Source organism: Nocardioides endophyticus, from assembly GCF_039543845.1.
GTDB lineage: Bacteria > Actinomycetota > Actinomycetes > Propionibacteriales > Nocardioidaceae > Nocardioides > Nocardioides endophyticus.
In genome coordinates this window covers 1-17746 of the sequence record NZ_BAABKN010000023.1, presented here as the reverse complement: position 1 = coordinate 17746, position 17746 = coordinate 1, and the positions used below count along the sequence as shown (strand labels likewise).

The following is a 17746-nucleotide window of genomic DNA, read 5'->3' as shown; positions in this document are numbered from 1 at the left end:
CGGATAGCCTGACGACATGATTGACCCGCGCATCCTCCGAGACGACCCCGACCGAGTCCGCGCCGCCCAAGCCAAGCGTGGCCTGTCCGACGAGGTCGTGGACCGGGCGCTGGCCGCCGACACCGCGCGGCGGCAGGCGATCGTCGAGTTCGAGGCCAAGCGGGGCGAGCAGAAGCAGCTGGGCAAGCTGATCCCGCAGGCGCAGGGCGACGAGAAGCAGGCGCTGCTCGCGCAGACCAAGACCCTCGCCGCCGAGGTCAAGGCGGCCGAGGCCGCCCAGGCCGCGGCCGAGGAGGCCTGGCAGACCGAGCTGATGTCGATCCCCAACCTCGCGGCCGACGAGGCGCCGGCCGGCGGTGAGGACGACTACACGGTCATCGAGACGGTCGGCACGCCGGTCACCTTCGACTTCGAGCCGCGCGACCACATCGAGCTCGGCAAGATCCTCGGCGCTATCGACATCGAGCGCGGCGCCAAGGTGTCGGGCTCGCGCTTCTACTTCCTCACCGGGGTCGGCGCGGAGCTCGAGTTCGCGCTGATCAACCTCGCCAACGAGACGGCTCGTGAGCACGGCTTCACCCAGGTGATCGCACCGTCGATGGTCAAGCCGCGGGCGATGGACGGCACCGGCTTCCTCGGCCAGGCCGCCGACGACGTCTACCGGATCGAGGGCCAGGACATGTACCTCGTCGGGACCTCGGAGGTCCCGATGGCGGCGTACCACTCCGACGAGATCCTCGACGCCGCGAAGCTTCCCCTCCGGTACGCCGCCTTCAGCCCGTGCTTCCGCAAGGAGGCCGGCTCGCACGGCAAGGACACCAAGGGCATCATCCGGGTGCACTGGTTCGACAAGGTCGAGATGTTCGTCTACACGACGCTCGAGGAGTCGTACGCCGAGCACCAGCGGTTGCTCGAGATCGAGAAGGCCTTCCTCGACAAGCTCGAGCTCGCCTACCAGGTGATCGACACCGCGGCCGGCGACCTCGGCCTCTCGGCCATCCGCAAGTTCGACTGCGAGGCGTGGATCCCGACCCAGGGCAAGTACCGCGAGCTCACCTCGACCTCCAACTGCACCGAGTTCCAGACCCGCCGGCTCGACACCAGGGCCCGGTTCCCCGAAGGGGTCAAGCACGTCGCCACGCTCAACGGCACGCTGTGCGCGTCGACCCGCACCATCGTCGCGATCCTCGAGACCCACCAGCAGGCCGACGGCTCGGTGAAGGTCCCGAAGGCGCTGCAGCCGTGGCTGGGTGGCCGCGAGGTCCTGGAGCCGGTCGCCCTGTGACTGACTGGAAGCCTCGGCTGGTCGCGCTCGACATCGACGGCACGATCCTGAAGTGGGTCGATGGCGCCGGGATGACGCACGAGGAGATCTCGCCCGCGGTGAAGGCGTCCGTGCACCGGGCGATCGACGCCGGGGCGCACGTCGTGCTCGCCAGCGGCCGCTCCCCGGACGGCATGACCGGCGTCGCCGACAAGCTCGCGCTGTACGACGAGCAGCGTGGCCGGCTCTGGATCGTCGCCTCCAACGGCGCAGTCGTCTTCCGCTACCCGCCGCTCGAGGTCGTGCACGAGGAGAAGTTCGACGCTCGTCCGGCGGTCGAGGCGATCCTCGACCGGCACCCGACGGCGCTGGTCGCGGTCGAGGAGCGCGGCGTCGGCTACCGGGTGAACTCCCACTTCCCCGAGGGCGAGCTCTCCGGCGACATGATCGTCACCGAGGTGGCGGACCTGATCGCCGCGGAGGTGAGCCGGGTGATCATCCGCGACCCCGACGCCACCGCCGATGACTTCGTCGCGCTCGCCGCCGACCTCGGCCTGCACGGCACCAGCTACGTCGTCGGCTGGACCGCCTGGCTCGACCTGGCGCCGGTGGGGGTCTCCAAGGCTTCCGGGCTCGAGTACGTCGCGCGGGAGCTCGGGCTGACCGCCGCCGACGCCCTCGCGGTCGGTGACGGCCGCAACGACCTCGAGATGTTCGAGTGGGCACATCGCGGCGTCGCGATGGGCCAGGCGATCCAGGTCGTGCTGGACGCGGCCGACGACGTCACCGGCAGCGTCTACGAGGACGGGCTGGCCACCGAGCTGGATCGCTTCTTCGCATGACGCTGCCGCAGACAGTCACCAGCGAGCGGCTGACCCTGCCGCTGTGGACCCCGGACGAGGCTGCGGACATCCGGGCCGGTCGCAGCCGTCGGGGCTGGCACCCCGACTATCCACGCCGGGACGACCGGGACGCAGCGACGCTCTACCAGCCCGGCGACCCGTGGGCTCCGCGCCACATCGTCCGCGGCACCACCGCGCTCGGCTCGGTCGGCTTCTTCGGGCCCCCGGAGGCCGCGCCCGACGGCGTCCTCGAGGTCGAGGTCGGCTACGGGCTGGTCGAGGAGGCGCGCGGCTGGGGCTTCGTGACCGAGGCACTGCAGGCCCTCCTCGGCGAGACCGACGCCGCCGGCGTACGCGTGCGGGCCAGCGTCGAGCCCACCAACAAGCCCAGCGTCCGGGTGCTCGCCAAGTGCGGCTTCACCGAGCTCCGCGGCGCCAACGAGGACGGCGAGCTCGTGATGGCCCGCCCGCTCCCGGCCGCCGGTGGTTGAGGAAGGCGCCCCGGCGCCTGTCTCGAAGCCCCGCCTCGTCGCCACCGACCTCGACGGCACTCTGGTCCGCACCGACGGCAGCGTCTCCGAGCGCACCCGCGAGGTGCTGCTCGCCGTCGAGGCGCTGGGTGTCCCGGTCGTCTTCGTGACCGGCCGGCCGCTGCGCTGGACCGAGGTGGTCTTCGAGCACGTCGGGTCGCACGGTCTCGCGATCGTCTCCAACGGCGCGCTCGTCTGGGACGTCGCCCGCGACGAGCCGCGCACGGTGCGGCCGATGGACACTGCCACTGCGCTCGCGGTGTCCCAGGACCTGCGCGCTGCCGTGCCCGGCACGACGTTCGCGGTCGAGTCGCTCGAGGGCATCGACCTCGAGCCCGGCTTCATGGAGCGCGCCACGCTGCCCGCCGGCGTACGACGGGCTCCGATCGAGCAGCTCTTCGACCGCCCGGCGCTGAAGCTGCTCGCGCGCCACGAGGAGCTCGACCCGGAGGAGTTCTGGTCGCTGGCCGAGGAGGTCGTCCAGGGTCGGCTGGTGGTCACCTGGTCGTCGACCAGCGCGCTGCTCGAGATCAGCGCGCCGGGGGTCACCAAGGCGTCCACGCTCGCCCAGGTCGCCGCCGGGCTCGGCGTCGAGGCGGCGGACGTGATCGCGTTCGGCGACATGCCCAACGACCTTCCGATGCTGACCTGGGCGGGCACGTCGTACGCCATGGCCGACGCCCACCCGAGCGTCGTCGCAGCGGCCGACCACCTCGCGCCCGGCCACGACGACGACGGTGTGGCGCAGGTGCTCGCTGGTGTCTTCGACCTCTGATCTGTTAGATGGACGGGTGTTCGTAGTCCACCGGCTCCTCGCTGCCCTCCTCCTCGCGTGCTCCGCAGTGGTGGCCCTGGCCGCGCCGTCGCTTGCGGCATGCGCGCCCGGAGGCCGGACTCTGGAGCAGAAGGTGGCCGTGGTCGACGACGTCTTCAGCGGCGTGGTCGAGGACCGGAAGGTCACGGGCAGCACCGCTACCTACACCGTCAAGGTGGACCGGATCTACCAGGGCGCACTCGCCGACGAGCAGGTGGCGGTCTCCACCGACACCCGGCCCAAGGCCTGTGGCCTGCCGCGACTGGAGAAGGGCACGACCTACGTCTTCTTCGCGCAGGAGGACGGCAGCGACCTCACCAGCGAGCTGCGCAGCGGCACGGCACCGGCGACGGCGGCGTACGTCGCGCGCGTCGAGAGCCTGCTCGGCGCTGGCAGCCCGGCCGGGCCGCCGGTCTCCGAGGCTCCCGCAGAAGCCACCTTCACGACCGTCGCCGACGCTCCCGCCAAGGTGCAGCGGCTAGCCGCCCCCGGTGCCGCGCTGGTGATCGTCGGCGTCCTGGGGCTGGTCTTCGTGGCCTGGCGCGGGCGGCGTCGGGCGTAGCGTCCAGGGATACCCGGTTCACCGGGTATCCCTGAGCTTCTCGGGCTTTGCAACGCCCAAGAAGTTGATGGAGTGCCCGAGAACCCTCAGAGGTACATGCCGCCGGAGTCGCCCGGCGTCGGACCGGTCTGCTCGCCGCCACCCGGGCCGTGGCCGGCACCAGTCGCGGACGCACCCGGCGGCAGACCTCGTCGGATCTGCTCGAACTGCGCCCGGGCGGCCATCTGCTGGGCGTAGATCGCGGTCTGGATGCCGTGGAAGAGGCCCTCGAGCCAGCCGACCAGCTGCGCCTGCGCGATCCGCAGCTCGGCGTCGGTGGGTACGGCGTCCTCGGTGAACGGCAGCGAGAGCCGCTCCAGCTCCTCGACCAGCTCGGGAGCGAGCCCGGTCTCGAGCTCCTTGATCGAGGCGGCGTGGATCTCCTTGAGCCGGATCCGGCTGGCCTCGTCGAGCGGCGCCGAGCGTACCTCCTCGAGCAGCTGGCGGATCATGCCGCCGATCCGCATCACCTTCGCCGGCTGCTCGACCAGGTCGGTGATCCCGTTCCCGTCGTCGTCCGAATCCGCTGGCGGCTCCGACACCGACACCGCCGAGGCGGGTACGGCGACGGGCTGGCCGTCCGGTCCGATGATCACGACGTGCTGCTCCTGGTCGGCGTCACTCATACGCGTCCTCGCTTCGCTCCGTGCGCGCATGAGGCACCAGTCGCGCTGTGTTGGACGATTCGCTCGCTCATGGGATCACCGTATCCGGGTGGCCCGAAGCTCAGACGGTCAGCAGGATCTTGCCGCTGTGCTCGCCCGACTCCATCAGCGCGTGGGCCGCAGCGGCCTCGGCCAGCGGGAAGGACCGGCCCACGATCGGCTGCACCAGGCCCTCGGCCACCAGCGGCCAGACGTGCTCGACGACCGACGCGCAGATCGCCGACTTCTCCTCCGTGGGCCGCCCCCGCAGGTTGGTCGCGATCACGGCACCGCGCTTGCGCAGCAGCTTGTTGATGTCGAGCTCGGCCTTGGTGCCGCCCTGCATGCCGATGATCACGAGCCGGCCCTGGGTGCGGAGGGCGTCGATGTTGCGGTCGAGGTACTTCGCGCCCATGTTGTCGAGGATGACGTCGATGCCGCCGTCGGTCTCCGACCGGACCACCTCCACGAAGTCCTGGTCGCGGTAGTTGATCACCACGTCGGCACCCAGCGCGGCGCACGCGGCGAGCTTGTCGGCGGTCCCGGCGGTGGTGACCACCCGCGCCCCGAGCCGGTGGGCGAGCTGGATCGCGAAGGACCCGATCCCCCCGGCGCCACCGTGCACGAGCAGCGTCTCGTCGGGCTGGAGCCCGGCGACCATGAAGACGTTCGACCACACCGTCGCCGCGACCTCGGGGATGGCCGCCGCGGTCGCCAGGTCGACCCCGTCGGGCACCGGCATCAGCTGGCCGGCCGGTACGGCGACCTGCTCGGCGTACCCGCCTCCTGCCAGCAGCGCGCACGCCGGGTCGCCGACGGACCAGCCCGTCACGTCGGCACCGACCGCGGCCACCGTGCCGCTGCACTCCATCCCGATGACGTCGGAGGCACCGGGCGGCGGCGGGTAGAAGCCCTGCCGCTGCAGCAGGTCGGCGCGGTTGAGGCCGGCAGCGACGACGTCGAGCAGCACCTCGCCGGGGCCGATCTCGGGGTCGGGGATCTCCGTGACGGTCAGGACCTCGGGTCCACCGGGCTCGGTGGCGATGACGGCGCGCATGTCCCCACCCTAGGGACGCGCCCCAGGCGCCGACGCGTCAGTCGTCCTCGAAGGCCTCGCCCGTGTGGTCGACGCCCCGGTCGTCGGGGATCGGGTCGTTCACGTCGTCCGGGTCCGGCGCGCCCGCAGGCTTGTCCCAGTTCTCGGCGAGCTTCTGCGCGCGGGCGGCCAGCGCCTCGATCTGCTCCGGATTCGCGTCCTGGGCGCCTGCGGCGTACCCCAGGAGGTACGTCGTGATCGGCGCCGCCGGTCGGGCGACGTTGTGGGCCGCGACCCGGGCGAGGTCGAGCAGCAGTCCTTCGTCGACCTCGGTGTCGGCATCGAGGACGTCGCTCAGCTCGTCGATCCAGTCGTGCAGGTTCACGACACCAAGGTTCGCCGCATCGCGGGGCGGTCGCAACCCCCTGGCCGTGCTCGTGCGACGGGCGGTGCCTTCAGAGGTCGCGGAGATCCGCCCAGCTGTCGATGTCGTGCCCCTCGTCGCCGACCGGCGGCACCAGCGCGAGGTCGAGGTCGGCGAGCAGCGTGCGCAGGGCCATGCCGTGCTGCGCCTCGGGCTCCGGGCGTACGCCGTCGAGCCGGTCCGCGTCGAGGACGCCGGCCAGCTGGCGGCGCCCGTCGGCGTCGGTGAGGAAGGCGCCGTCGCGCCCGTCCGCGGCCTGCCGTAGCCGCCGGAAGGTCCACGGGGTGACCTTCGGCATGTCGACCGCGAGCACGCCGAGCGTGCGCGCGGAGCCCAGCAGGGCGTCCCGTCCGGTGAGCAGCGCGGCGACCGGTCCGCCGTACCGGGGACTCTCGCGGGTGAAGGTCACCGGCCGCGTGGTCGGCACCGGGTCGCCGACCACGACCACCTCGGCCGCGTCGGCCAGCGCCTCGATCGCGTGCTCGAGCAGGGTCCGGCCCTGGTACTCCACCGATGCCTTGTCGGCGCCGTCCAGACGCTCGGCCCGGCCCCCGGCGAGAACGATCGCGGCGAAGGTCATATGTGGCAGTCTCGCACCGTGGGCAGTCTGCGCGTGGCTCTCGTCCAGCAGGCGTCCGGCCTCGAGCCGGACGCCAACCGTGCATCCCTCGACGGGCTCGCGCCCCGCGACGCGGACCTGATCGTCTTCCCCGAGGCGTACGCCCGCGACTTCGGCGAGGCCGGCTCTGACGTCAGCGCGTACGCCGAGCCGCTGGACGGTCCCTTCGCGACAGAGGTCGCCCGGGTGGCCGAGGAGCGGCGCGCCACCGTGGTCGCCGGAATGTTCGAGCCCGGCGAGGACCCCGAGCGCCCGTTCAACACCCTGGTCGCGCGCGGCGGGGCGGCTGCGGCGTACCGCAAGATCCACCTCTACGACTCCTTCGGCTACCGGGAGTCCGACCGGCTCTCGGCCGGGCCGCCGGAGCCCGTCGTGTTCGACCTCCAGGGCTTCGGGGTCGGGCTGATGACCTGCTACGACCTGCGGTTCCCCGAGCTGGCCAGGGCCTTGGTCGATGCGGGAGCCGAGGTGCTGGTGGTGCCGGCCGCCTGGGTCGCCGGCCCGCACAAGGTCGACCACTGGCGCACCCTGGTGCGCGCCCGGGCGATCGAGAACACCGTGTTCGTCGTCGCCGTCGGACAGCCGGGACCGCGCTACAGCGGGCACTCGCTCGTGGTCGATCCGCTGGGCGAGGTACTCGCCGAGGCGGAGGACGGTGCGGAGGTCGTGACCGCTGTGCTACAACACACCGACCTGGAGCGGGCCCGCAGGACCAACCCCTCCCTGGCCAACCGGCGTCTGTAGCCTTCCTCCCCGTGTCCAGGTCCGTCCCCCGTCGCCGTGCCGAGCCCGCGCCTCGGAGGCAACGCAGAGCCCGGAGCGCACCGACGCCGCCCGCGACGCCGGCCGATTCGCCGGCCGTCACCCCCGCCGCGCCGCCCGTCAGCGTCGGGTCGGACCGGCCGGACCGGTTCGATCGCAGCGACCCACGCGAGCTCGGCCGCGGTGCGCGATTCGCCCGGTCGCGCTGGCCGCTGGTGATCTGGGCGGTCGCGGTGCTGACCGGTCTCGTCGGTCTCGTCGGCTGCCTCTTCGAGGTCGGCCCGGGCTGGGGGTGCTCCGCTGGTGCCGTCACCGTCGCGACGACGTACTCCTGGGCCCTCGCGGTGCGCACCGGTGGCCGCCCGATCGTGGCAGGCGCGCTCGCGCTCGCGCTCGGCCTGACGGCCGTGATCAGCGACGACGACGCACTGCGCACCGGTGCCGCGGTCCTGACATGTGTCGTGGCGGCGGTCTTCGCGGTGATGGCGACCGTCCCCGCGGTCCGCTTCGCGGCAGCCGTCCGCGAGGTGGTGGTCGCGGTCCTGCTCGCTGCGGTCGGTGCCCTCGCCACCGTCGGCTTCGAGCCGGTCGTCCAGGTCGTCCGGTTCGAGTACGCCACGCTCGGGCTGGCACTGCTCGGCGCGTTCGCCCTCGTCTACAGACTGGGCGCCGGCCTGCACGGGCTCGGCCGCCGCGGCGTGGTGATCGTCCTGCTCGGCACCGGTGTCCTCGCCATCACGCTCGCGTACGCCGAGCTGCTGCGGCGCTACGGCACCCCCGGGCTGGTCACCAACCTGCTGGACGTCGTGAAGTGGTCGCGCGACAACCTGGGGGCCTTCCCGCGCCCCCTCGAGACCGTGCTCGGGATCCCCGCCCTGGCCTGGGGCGTCCACATGCGGGCACGCCGTCGGCAGGGTTGGTGGGTCTGCGCCTTCGGCGTCGCCGCCACCGCGCCCGTCGCGAGCGCCCTGGTCAACCCCTCCGTCACGCTGGCCGAGAGCGTGCTGTCGGTGACGTACGGCGCCGTGGTCGGCCTGGTCATCGGGTTCGTGGTGATCCGGCTGGACCTGGCCCTCACCGGGCCGCGTGGGCGGCGCGGTCGTCGCGCCGAGGAGGCCGGTGCGCTGCGACCGGAGCCAGGGCGTACTCGCGCCCTGCTCTGACGGGCATCGTCTCGACGGGCGCCGCGGTCAGGGTCAGGTCGGCCGCGATCACCGGCGTCTCGCCGTGCAGCTCCGTGGCCGGGACGGCGAGCTCCCCGCTGAGGGACACCGTGACTCCGGGCGCCGGTATCACCACGATCCCGACCGTGCCGACCTGGGCCACGAGCACCTGGTCCGGGTGGTACGTCGGTGGCCGGGTGCCGAGCTCACCGGCCACGATGCTGGTGATGCCGTGGCCGCGGCAGCGCTCGAGGCGGCGGCTCGAGAAGCGCGGCCCGAGCACCTGGGTGGTGGGTGCGACGTCCAGCCGGACGGCGGCGGTCCAGGGGTGCAGGACCGGGAGCCGGGTGGAGACGGGCGCGCCGTCGTGCCGGTGGTAGGTCTCCAGACCCGCCTCGCGGAGCTTGCGCCACCACGCCTGCCGGTGCCGCCCGGTGGTGACCCCGCAGCCGACGTACACGTCGGCGTCCAGCCGGAGCATCGCGTCCAGGTCCTCGCACACGTAGGGCTGTGGGAGCTCCGTGCCACCGAGGGTGGCCACGGCGGTGCGGATCCGGAGCATCGTCATGCCGTGGAGGAGCGGAGTGCGGCGGCCCTGATACCGGCCTACGAGTCGGTAACGACTAGGTTCGCTGCATGGCTCGCGAACAGGTGACGGAGATCGTGGCCGAGATGGTCGCCAACGTGCTGACCCTGGCGGTCTCCCCGGGCGAGAGAGTGACGGCCGGGGACACGGTCGTGCTGCTCGAGTCGATGAAGATGGAGATCCCGGTGCTGGTCGAGGCGCCCGGGACCGTCCGCGCGATCAAGGTCGCGCCGGGCGACGTCGTCCAGGAGGGCGACGTGCTCGTGGAGATCGTCGCCGACTGACCTCGCTGCAGGCTCCCAGCCTTCCCAGGCTGAGGCACAAGAGCAGAGGGGGCGGGATTCGAACCCGCGGTAGGTCTCCCTACGACCGCTTTCAAGGCGGTTCCGATCGGCCGCTCCGGCACCCCTCCTCGTGCTCGGACCTCGATCCGGGCACGCGAGCAGTGTAGAAGGTGCCGACGCCGGGTCCGGAGAGGCCGCCTACTCCGAGCCGCCGAGCTCGAGCTCGACCTCGTCGTACGCGAGGTCGTGGAGCCGCTGCACGTGGTGTCCGACGTCGACCAGGAGCCGTTGCACCTCGACGTGGACGACGGCGGGCTCCGGGTGCTCGAGTACCCGCGGCCCGAGCGCGCCGAGGCGGGCGAGCAGCACGTTGCGCTCGCGCAGCATGCCGCCCTGGCGGGCGACGGTCCAGCCGTCGGCGCCGTTGTCGGCCTCCGCGACCAGCGCGTCTCTGACAGCGGCCATCTGCTGACGGACCCGCCAGCGCCACTGACCCACGGACGTCCCTGGCTGGTCGTAGGCGTTCACCGACTGGCTCAGGCTCTGCATCGCGACCGGCAGTCCGGTGTCGGCGACGGTCATGGCGGCCTCCCGGTGGCCCGGAGGAGTGAGGGACTTCGAGTGTCGCCCCTCGACGGCCCCGCGACAACCCGCTGTGGGCGACCAATCCGATGTCTTGTTCAATCAGTGCATGCCCGACGTGCCCCCCGAGGTGTCGCAGTACCGGTTCGCGCCAGCGATCGCTGCCCGGATCGTGGGCGGTCTGCTCGTCGTCCTGGCGATCCTGCTCGCGGTGGCGACGCTGGTGGTCGCCGTGGCGGGCCTGTCCGTCCTGGTGTTGGCGGCGGCGGCCGCCGTCGGCGTGGCCGTGGTGTTGGCGGTCGGCCACCTGCTGACCCGCCGGGTCGCGGTCGTCCGGCTGGACGCCGCGGGATACCGCGTACGACTCGTGCGCGGCGCGGGGGTGCACGCCGCCGCCTGGACCGAGGTCCAGGAAGCGGTGACCTCGACGCCACAGGGGCTCCCCGTGGTCGTGCTCAAGCTGGTCGACGGGCGCACGACGACGCTGCCGGTGACCCTGCTCGACATTGATCGCGAGCAGTTCGTACGCGACCTCCAGGCCCACCTCCAGCGGGGCCAGGGGCTGCGTCCGCTCGCCTGACGTGCTCATTGCCCGGCCCTGATTCGGCACCCGCACCCGCGTCCTTGTAGCCTGTGCTCGCTGTCGGGAGGCGTCGCCTAGTCCGGTCTATGGCGCCCGCCTGCTAAGCGGGTTTGGGGCTAAAACCCCATCGAGGGTTCAAATCCCTCCGCCTCCGCCAGTATCCGGCCCCCTTCGCCCACTGTTGCGGAGGGGGCCGGAGCCGCTCTCAGGGCGTCGGTCCACGCTGCAGACACGCGCAGATTGCAGGATGTTGCAATGCAGATAAGTGAGGCAACGTTTGGTTCCGAGCCTCCCGGTTCATCGCCGACACTTGTGTCACTGGGCCTTCCGTGGGGCCCTCGACATGCCAGAGGTGAAGAGTATGAAGATTGCGCGAAAGGTTGCGGTGGTCATGGCCACCGCGATGCTCAGCGTTGGTCTGCTGGGGATTTCGGCTCCGGCCCACGCCGACTGGGGCTGGTACTCCGTCCGCCGCTGACGCGGTCTAACCGTTCCTGAGGCGGGAGCCGGTCACGTCCCCCCACGTTGACCGCCTCCACAGGCTCACCCCCTGAGCCCGCCTCACCCGTTTGAGGGCGGTGGTCTGTCGGACCACCGCCCTCAAACGTCTTCGAGGCCGTCGTCTGTTCTCACACCTGCGCGCCCCAGCGAGTAGCCGAGCTGGAAGCGCGTCTCCGCATCGAACTCGTCCTTGAGGTCGGCCACGTAGCCGGCGTACGTGCGGGGGCTGACCCCGAGGCGCTTGGCCGACACCGGGTCGGAGTGGCCTTCGATGAGCATGCGCATCGTCATCGCACGTTGCTCGTCGGCGATGTGCTTGACCACCGAGGCCTCGTGGCTGGTGAAGGGACGCGCCCGCTCCCAGGACCGCATGAACACGTCGACGAGATAGGCCACGATCGTGGGCTCGCGGATGGCGAGTGCCGTCTGCAGGTCCTCGGGTGACGGGATGATCGCGATCCGACGGTCGACCACGATCATCCGGTTGAAGAACTCGTCCTGGGTGCGCACTTCGGCTCCGGCCGGCGTGATCTCGGTGACGTATTCGCGGATGGCCGTGCTGCGCCGCGCGCTGTGCTGGTAGAGGGTGAGGACTCTGACTCCTCGTTCCAGCAGGGCCCGCTCGGTCTCGACCACGTGCGCGGCGACCTCGCCGGACCCTCGTCCGCTCTGCGGGTGCGCCGTCAGGATCTCCTGCTCGGCCTCGGGTACGACGCTCGACAGGAAGAGGTTGATGGTCTCGCCGCCGTGCAGGTAGCGGAACGGACCTTGCTCGACGGCACCCGGTGCGCGGCGCCAGGCCTGGGTGAGGCCCTGAAAGGCCTGGGACCAGAGCGCCGACTCCTGGAGCAGTTCGGCGCCCTGCTGCGTCAGCGGCGCGATCACCCGGGTATGGACCAACGCAGGGTCCTCCACCACCCAGGTGTCCTTGTCGGAGTCGAGCCGGACCAGGCCCAGCTCGCGGAGCTGGGTGAACGGCGCGTGCAGGTCACCCCCCGGCTCGATCCGTGGGTCGCCGGCGATCACGCCACCCGAGCCGGCGATCTCCTCGTACAGCGCAGTGCTCGCGGCTTCGAAGAGCGCGCGAGCCTCCGCCTCGGGTGTCCCCACATCCCCTCCTGGTCGTCCCCCTACCTGTCCCCGTGTGACTGATGATTCCACAGGGAACAAGCGACGAGGGCCCCGTCCGTTGGACGGGGCCCTCGTGAGTTGTACGGCGTACGGCGGGGGCGTCAGCTCCCCAGTCGGGCGCGCAGCCCGTCGAGCTCGGTCCAGAGGACGGCGGGCAGGTCGTCGCCGAACTTCTCGAACCACTCCTGGATCTGCGGGATCTCGGCGGCCCACTCCTCGACGTTGACCGCGAGGGCGGCCTCGAGAGCCGCTTCGGTCATGTCGAGACCGTCGGTGTCGAGCGAGGCCGGGGTCGGGACGTAGCCGATCGGGGTCTCGACCGCGGCGGCCTGGCCGTCCATGCGCTCGACGACCCACTTGAGGACGCGGCTGTTCTCACCGAAGCCGGGCCACAGGAACCCGCCTTCGTCGTCGCGCCGGAACCAGTTGACGTAGAAGATCTTCGGCAGCTTGGCGGCGTCGTTGTCCTTGCCGATGCTGATCCAGTGGCTGAAGTAGTCGCCGGCGTTGTAGCCGATGAACGGCAGCATCGCCATCGGGTCGCGCCGCACGATGCCGACCGCGCCGACCGCGGCAGCGGTCGTCTCGGAGGACAGCGTGGCGCCGAGGAACGTCCCGTGGGTCCAGTCGCGGGCCTCGAAGACCAGCGGGACGGTGGTCTTGCGTCGACCGCCGAAGAGGATCGCGTCGATCGGCACGCCGCGCGGGTCGTCGTACTCGGCGGCGAGGATGTCGCACTGCTTGATCGGCGTGCAGTAGCGGCTGTTGGCGTGGCTGGAGAGCTCCTCGGACTCGGGGGTCCACGGCTCCCCCTTCCACGAGGTCGCCTTGGCGGGCGGGTTCTCGAGGCCCTCCCACCAGATGTCGCCGTCCTCGGTCAGCGCGACATTGGTGAAGACCGAGTTGCCCTTGTTGATGGTGCGCATGGCGTTCGGGTTCGTGTGCTCGTTGGTGCCCGGCGCGACGCCGAACAGGCCGAACTCCGGGTTGACCGCCCACAGTCGACCGTCGGCACCGACGCGCATCCAGGCGATGTCGTCGCCGAGGGTCTCGACCTTCCAGCCCGGGATCGTCGGCTGGAGCATGGCGAGGTTGGTCTTGCCGCACGCGCTCGGGAAGGCGGCCGCGATGTACTTGACCGTGCCCTCGGGCGAGGTGAGCTTGAGGATGAGCATGTGCTCGGCGAGCCAGCCCTCGTCGCGGGCCATCACGCTGGCGATGCGCAGCGCGTAGCACTTCTTGCCGAGCAGCGCGTTGCCGCCGTACCCGGAGCCGTAGGACCAGATGGTCCGCTCCTCGGGGAACTGCACGATGTACTTCGTGTCGTTGCACGGCCACTTGACGTCGGGCTCGCCCTCGGCGAGCGGGTGACCGACGGAGTGCACGGCCTGGACGAACGGCGCGTCGAGCTCACCCATCCGGGCCAGGACGTCGCTGCCCATGCGCGACATGACGCGCATCGACGCGGTGACGTACGCCGAGTCGGTGACCTCGATGCCGAACATCGGCTTCTCGGCGTCGAGGTGGCCCATCACGAACGGGATGACGTACATGGTGCGGCCGCGCATGCAGCCGGCGTACAGCCCGCGCATGAGGTCCTTCATCTTCTCCGGCTGCATCCAGTTGTTCGTGGGGCCGGCGTCGCGCTCGTCGACGGAGCAGATGTAGGTGCGGTCCTCCACGCGGGCGACGTCGATCGGGTCCGACGCGGCGTAGAACGAGTTGGGCTTGATGGCGGGGTTCAGCTGGGTGAAGGTCCCGGTGGCCATCAGCTGGGTGGTGAGCTCCGTCCACTCCTCATCGGATCCGGTGCACCAGTAGATCCGGTCCGGCTGGGTCAGCTCGGCGACCTCGTTGACGAAGTCGACGATGCCCTGGTGGGTGGTCGGGTAAGTGGGGGCCTGCGTGTCGGCGGTCATGCCTGTTCCCTCTCGCGATTCGCGGTGCCGCCCGCTGGAGGGGGACCGGCCGTCGAGCGCATCGACGGTATGTCGTGGAGTAGTGGTGGATCGCTCGGCGTCGTTGTCGGCGAGGTGGTGGAGCACCGGGCTCCGGATTGGGGCGAGAGTACCGGGCAGTCTGGCCGCCACACATTGGATCGATCAATGGCCCGTGGGGAGCGTCACATCCCTTGTTCTGAGCGGGAAAACCCGTCCACGGCCGCCGAGGCTTCGGCCTTTTGCGGACCTAAGCGAGCGGCGTGGCGAGGGAGAGATCCGCCGGTGCGAGGACCGCGCGGCGACGTCGTCGTCGACCGTCACGACGACTACGCCACCCAGGGCCGTGGCATGGTCCCGCGCCCGTCGTACGGCGCCGCGCGACCCGGCCGGCGAGCACAGCAGCGCCGACCCGCCGCTGGACGAGAGCGGCGGTCGCCGCGCATGAGCGGGAGCGCCGATCGCAGCTCGACAGTGAGAGGCCCGTCGACGTGCGGCGGGTCGGGGAACGCCTGGATGCTGCTCGGCGTCGGGCCGGCCGGCTCGTCCCCCTGGCAGCCGGCCAGTCCCAGGCACGCGACGGCGGTCCCGGGGAGCACGCCTCGATCCTTGCTTCGGAGGTCCTCGAGGTCGAGCGCCGCACTGATTTCGGCAACCCCGGCGCGGTCGGCTATCCTCGTCCAGTCGCTCACGCGAGTGGGCGGCGTGCGCCTGTAGCTCAACGGATAGAGCATCTGACTACGGATCAGAAGGTTTGGGGTTCGAATCCCTACAGGCGCGCAGGACACGAAAGCCCCAGGTCAGGCCTCTGACCTGGGGCTTTGCGCATTTTGTGGTCGGGCGAGGTGGCCATCTCGGCGGCGAAGAACTGGGCCGGCCAGGTTCCGGGCACACTCCGGGCACACTCCGGGCACACTCTGGGCACAGTTGTGTCTGACGACGAGGACGTCAGCGAGCTGCCAAAGTCGAAATTTCAGCCCCGGATTGGGCCGCCTGCGGTTCGTCTCTGGGGTCCTCTGCAGCGAACTGTCCAAACGGATGGCGCGATGACTCAGTCTCTGTTTACGGCATCTGCGACGAAGATCGTCCTCTGACGACGCTGTCCGCACCACCGAGGCGACCAAGAGGACGGGCCCGGGAGGACAACGGGGAAACGACTCTGGCTCCAGCGCGGCCGGCTCACATCCCCACACCAGCTCTTCGGACAAGTCACTTCCCGGACCCGCCGAACAACACCCTAGAACCCCACTCCCGACTGCGTCTTGACACAGAGGGGTGCCAGATCCGGACGGTTGAGGGCTCGAGTCGGACAAACGCTGGCCACAGCGCGCTGAAGGCTGGCTCAGACAGGGGTTGGGATGCCTGGCTCCAGCCATTGCACGATGTCTCCGGTGCTGTCCGGGGTCAGGCGTGAGCGCGCGCCCTTCTCGAGTTCGGAGAAGTGGGACCAGCCTTCGAAGTGGACCGGGACAGCTCTTCGAGGGCGGGCGAGTTCGAGCAGTTCGAGTCCGTCTCTGCTGTCCATCGAGTACCGCAGCGGGCCAGTGAGAGAGAACCGCACCCGCCCGAGGTGCATCAAGACCACGTCCATTCGGTGCGAGCTCGCGAAGGTCCGCACTGCGCGGTGCAGGACTGTGTCCCCTGTGATCCAGAGCTGAACCTGCTCTGTCTCGTCCAGGCTCAGGGCGAATCCGATGACGGAGCCGACCACGGCTCGGCTGAGAGGTGGGCCGTGTCGGCACGGTGTCGCTGTGACCGTGAGGTCGGGCTTCCCCGACGCTCTGAGGATGTGGGTTCCACCTGCGCGGAGCCCGGTGGTGCCGGGCAGGTTGATGCGCCGGGCGCCCGGCACGGTTGTGATGACTGCGCTGACGTCGGTGAGGAGGGCGCGGCCGCTGTCGTCGAGGTTGTCGGCGTGGTGGTCGTGGCTGAGCAGAACGGCGTCGACCGGTCCCAGTTCCACTGGCGTCAGGGCCGGGCCGGCGGTCTTCGTCGAGGAGGTGCCGAGCGCGAAGCCGTAGGTCCGCCCGGGTGGGTCGAACGTGGGGTCGGTGAGGATGCGCCACCCGTCCAGCTCGACGAGGACTGTCGGTCCTCCGATGTGGGTGAGAGTGAGCCCCATGGATGTCAGGGCGTCGGCTGAACGGCCGGCGGGGTGGCGGCCGCATTGGCCAGTGCCCACTCGAGGGCACGGTCCGCGACCTCTTCCCAACCAGGGCCGGCGACCATGAGGTGGGGACGGCCCTCGTAGGTCTCGTGCTCGGTGACCGTGCCCTCGCCCTTGTAGTGCTTGGCGTTCGATGCTTGCACGGATGCCGGCATGATGTGGTCGGCGGAGCCGGACAGGAACAGCAGCGGTGCCCGGTTGGGGTTCTTGAAGTCCACCCAGGCGTCCTGGTGGCCGGGTTGGAAGTTCGCCAGGACCGAGTCGAACAGGACCCGTCCGGAGGCGGGGATGTGGTAGCGCTCGTAGAACGCGAGGGACTGCTCGTCGGTGTAGGTGTTGGTGAAGGCGTACTTCCACTGCTCGGCGTCGAACCCGACGGCGCGGTGGTGGTTGAGCGGGTTCTTCAGCGCCGGGAACACCGAGTGCAGCTGGGTCCACGGGGTGGTTCGGACGCCTTCGGTGGGAGCCGAGTTGAGGGCGACCCCTGCGCATCCGTAGCCGTGGTCCATGACGACTTGCATGAACGCTCCGCCGGCAGAGTGACCCATCAGGATGGGCCGGGTGTCGAGAGTGTCGAGGAAGTTCTCCAGGTTCGTGATGATCGACTCGATGGTGAGGTCGGCGATCGGCTGTGGGTCGGCCCGCAGGGCTTCGACCTCGACCTCGAACCCCGGGTAGCCGGGTGTGTGGACGGTGAAGCCCTGCGCTTCGTAGCGGGACTTCCAGTGCTCCCAGGAGCGGGGTGTCACCCAGAAGCCGTGGATGAGGACGATGGTGTCGGGCCGGTCAGTCATGGTGGTGGTCCCTTTCGTAGGTCTGGTTCGTGGGTCTCAGTGGTCAGCGGTTGATGAACACGAGCAGGTCATCGGTGAGCTGCTGGTGGTGGGTCTGGGTGATGCCGTGGGGTGCGCCGGCGTAGATCTTGAGCTCCGCGCCGGCGATGAGCTCGGCGGAGCGTTGGCCGCCGACCTCGAACGGCACGACCTGGTCGTCGTCGCCGTGGATGACCAGTGTCGGGATGTCGACCTTGGCCAGGTCAGGGCGGAAGTCGGTCGCGGAGAACGCCGCGATGCACTCGTACGCCGCGCGGTGTCCGCATGCCATGGACTGCAACCAGAAGGCGTCGCGGAACCCTGGGGTGACGTCGCCGCGGCGGTTGTGTCCGAAGAATGACCCGTCGGCGAGGTCTCGGTAGAGCTGGGACCGGTTTCCCTCCTTGCGGACTCAACCGGTTGTTGCAACGAGCCTCGTGTCGAGTGCTCGTCCGGGAGTCTGC

Annotated in this window: 21 protein-coding genes and 3 tRNA genes; 11 read left to right on the top strand and 13 right to left on the bottom strand. The window is 70.5% G+C overall.

All coding sequences use genetic code 11. The annotated features are described in order from the left end of the window. Window positions 1-16 precede the first annotated feature (16 nt). Genes serS through ABEA33_RS17245 form a run of 5 tightly spaced genes read left to right on the top strand, consistent with a single transcriptional unit; the run spans window position 17 to window position 4012 of the window. Window positions 17-1285 (top strand): serine--tRNA ligase, encoded by a 1269-nt coding sequence (gene serS, locus ABEA33_RS17265; protein ID WP_345528126.1) that lies wholly within the window; start codon window positions 17-19, stop codon window positions 1283-1285. Beyond that, window positions 1282-2106: an HAD family hydrolase gene (locus ABEA33_RS17260; RefSeq protein ID WP_345528125.1), complete on the top strand. Its 825-nt coding sequence runs from the start codon at window positions 1282-1284 to the stop codon at window positions 2104-2106. The genes serS and ABEA33_RS17260 overlap by 4 nt, the downstream gene beginning before the upstream one ends. Continuing rightward, the gene (locus ABEA33_RS17255; RefSeq protein ID WP_345528124.1) at window positions 2103-2597 is read left to right on the top strand and encodes a GNAT family N-acetyltransferase; all 495 of its coding nucleotides are present in this window, start codon (window positions 2103-2105) and stop codon (window positions 2595-2597) included. Before ABEA33_RS17260 ends, ABEA33_RS17255 begins: the two co-directional genes overlap by 4 nt. Further along, a complete protein-coding gene (locus ABEA33_RS17250; RefSeq protein ID WP_345528123.1) occupies window positions 2590-3411 on the top strand; it encodes an HAD family hydrolase in 822 nt (273 codons plus the stop codon). Before ABEA33_RS17255 ends, ABEA33_RS17250 begins: the two co-directional genes overlap by 8 nt. A gap of 16 nt (window positions 3412-3427) precedes the next feature. Continuing rightward, window positions 3428-4012 carry a hypothetical protein gene (locus tag ABEA33_RS17245; protein ID WP_345528122.1) on the top strand — a complete coding sequence of 195 codons (585 nt, stop codon included), beginning with the start codon at window positions 3428-3430 and terminating at the stop codon, window positions 4010-4012. 86 nt (window positions 4013-4098) lie between these two features. Here the strand turns inward: ABEA33_RS17245 and ABEA33_RS17240 are convergent, their stop codons facing one another. The 4 genes from ABEA33_RS17240 to mobA all read right to left on the bottom strand — a co-directional run bounded on the left by ABEA33_RS17240 (window position 4099) and on the right by mobA (window position 6735). Next, window positions 4099-4677 carry a bacterial proteasome activator family protein gene (locus ABEA33_RS17240; protein ID WP_345528121.1) on the bottom strand — a complete coding sequence of 193 codons (579 nt, stop codon included), beginning with the start codon at window positions 4675-4677 and terminating at the stop codon, window positions 4099-4101. Between the two features lie 100 nt (window positions 4678-4777). Beyond that, window positions 4778-5752, bottom strand: a complete 975-nt coding sequence (locus ABEA33_RS17235) for an NAD(P)H-quinone oxidoreductase (RefSeq protein ID WP_345528120.1) — start codon at window positions 5750-5752, stop codon at window positions 4778-4780. Window positions 5753-5789: 37 nt separating this feature from the next. Then, the gene (locus tag ABEA33_RS17230; RefSeq protein WP_345528119.1) at window positions 5790-6116 is read right to left on the bottom strand and encodes a DUF6457 domain-containing protein; all 327 of its coding nucleotides are present in this window, start codon (window positions 6114-6116) and stop codon (window positions 5790-5792) included. Between the two features lie 70 nt (window positions 6117-6186). Beyond that, entirely contained in the window at window positions 6187-6735 is a 549-nt protein-coding gene (gene mobA / locus ABEA33_RS17225; protein WP_345528118.1) for a molybdenum cofactor guanylyltransferase, read from the bottom strand. Between the two features lie 18 nt (window positions 6736-6753). On the opposite strand from mobA, the gene ABEA33_RS17220 reads away from it, so the two are divergent. Then, window positions 6754-7518: a carbon-nitrogen hydrolase family protein gene (locus ABEA33_RS17220; RefSeq protein WP_345528117.1), complete on the top strand. Its 765-nt coding sequence runs from the start codon at window positions 6754-6756 to the stop codon at window positions 7516-7518. An 11-nt stretch (window positions 7519-7529) separates the two neighbouring features. Then, entirely contained in the window at window positions 7530-8699 is a 1170-nt protein-coding gene (locus ABEA33_RS17215) for a hypothetical protein (RefSeq protein WP_345528116.1), read from the top strand. Here ABEA33_RS17215 and ABEA33_RS17210 read toward each other — a convergent pair. After that, the gene (locus tag ABEA33_RS17210) at window positions 8611-9267 is read right to left on the bottom strand and encodes a hypothetical protein (protein ID WP_345528115.1); all 657 of its coding nucleotides are present in this window, start codon (window positions 9265-9267) and stop codon (window positions 8611-8613) included. The two genes, ABEA33_RS17215 and ABEA33_RS17210, sit on opposite strands and share 89 nt — an antisense overlap. Before the next feature lie 68 nt (window positions 9268-9335). Between ABEA33_RS17210 and ABEA33_RS17205 the strand changes: the two genes are divergently transcribed. After that, entirely contained in the window at window positions 9336-9569 is a 234-nt protein-coding gene (locus ABEA33_RS17205; protein ID WP_345528114.1) for a biotin/lipoyl-binding carrier protein, read from the top strand. A 43-nt stretch (window positions 9570-9612) separates the two neighbouring features. Here the strand turns inward: ABEA33_RS17205 and ABEA33_RS17200 are convergent. Both ABEA33_RS17200 and ABEA33_RS17195 read right to left on the bottom strand, forming a co-directional pair. Next, a tRNA-Ser gene (locus tag ABEA33_RS17200) sits at window positions 9613-9697 on the bottom strand. Between the two features lie 70 nt (window positions 9698-9767). Beyond that, window positions 9768-10151, bottom strand: a complete 384-nt coding sequence (locus ABEA33_RS17195; RefSeq protein WP_345528113.1) for a hypothetical protein — start codon at window positions 10149-10151, stop codon at window positions 9768-9770. 109 nt (window positions 10152-10260) lie between these two features. Here ABEA33_RS17195 and ABEA33_RS17190 point away from each other — a divergent pair, with 109 nt between their 5' ends. Both ABEA33_RS17190 and ABEA33_RS17185 read left to right on the top strand, forming a co-directional pair. Continuing rightward, window positions 10261-10731, top strand: a complete 471-nt coding sequence (locus tag ABEA33_RS17190) for a hypothetical protein (protein WP_345528112.1) — start codon at window positions 10261-10263, stop codon at window positions 10729-10731. A gap of 66 nt (window positions 10732-10797) precedes the next feature. Next, window positions 10798-10891, top strand: a tRNA-Ser gene (locus tag ABEA33_RS17185). Window positions 10892-11334: 443 nt separating this feature from the next. Here ABEA33_RS17185 and ABEA33_RS17180 read toward each other — a convergent pair. The 3 genes from ABEA33_RS17180 to ABEA33_RS17170 all read right to left on the bottom strand — a co-directional run bounded on the left by ABEA33_RS17180 (window position 11335) and on the right by ABEA33_RS17170 (window position 14902). Next, the gene (locus ABEA33_RS17180) at window positions 11335-12345 is read right to left on the bottom strand and encodes a LuxR family transcriptional regulator (protein ID WP_345528111.1); all 1011 of its coding nucleotides are present in this window, start codon (window positions 12343-12345) and stop codon (window positions 11335-11337) included. 122 nt (window positions 12346-12467) lie between these two features. Further along, entirely contained in the window at window positions 12468-14285 is a 1818-nt protein-coding gene (locus ABEA33_RS17175; protein WP_345528110.1) for a phosphoenolpyruvate carboxykinase (GTP), read from the bottom strand. 347 nt (window positions 14286-14632) lie between these two features. After that, on the bottom strand, window positions 14633-14902 hold the full coding sequence (locus ABEA33_RS17170) for a hypothetical protein (RefSeq protein ID WP_345528109.1): 270 nt from the start codon (window positions 14900-14902) through the stop codon (window positions 14633-14635). Window positions 14903-15010: 108 nt separating this feature from the next. Between ABEA33_RS17170 and ABEA33_RS17165 the strand changes: the two genes are divergently transcribed. Further along, window positions 15011-15083: transfer RNA gene (locus tag ABEA33_RS17165), tRNA-Arg, on the top strand. 562 nt (window positions 15084-15645) lie between these two features. Here the strand turns inward: ABEA33_RS17165 and ABEA33_RS17160 are convergent. Genes ABEA33_RS17160 through ABEA33_RS17150 form a run of 3 tightly spaced genes read right to left on the bottom strand, consistent with a single transcriptional unit; the run spans window position 15646 to window position 17574 of the window. Beyond that, window positions 15646-16425, bottom strand: coding sequence for an MBL fold metallo-hydrolase (locus ABEA33_RS17160; protein ID WP_345528108.1), 780 nt, complete (start codon window positions 16423-16425; stop codon window positions 15646-15648). 5 nt (window positions 16426-16430) lie between these two features. Further along, window positions 16431-17264 (bottom strand): alpha/beta hydrolase, encoded by an 834-nt coding sequence (locus tag ABEA33_RS17155; RefSeq protein WP_345528107.1) that lies wholly within the window; start codon window positions 17262-17264, stop codon window positions 16431-16433. A 43-nt stretch (window positions 17265-17307) separates the two neighbouring features. Then, window positions 17308-17574, bottom strand: coding sequence for an alpha/beta fold hydrolase (locus tag ABEA33_RS17150; protein WP_345528106.1), 267 nt, complete (start codon window positions 17572-17574; stop codon window positions 17308-17310). Between the last annotated feature and the right edge of the window lie 172 nt (window positions 17575-17746).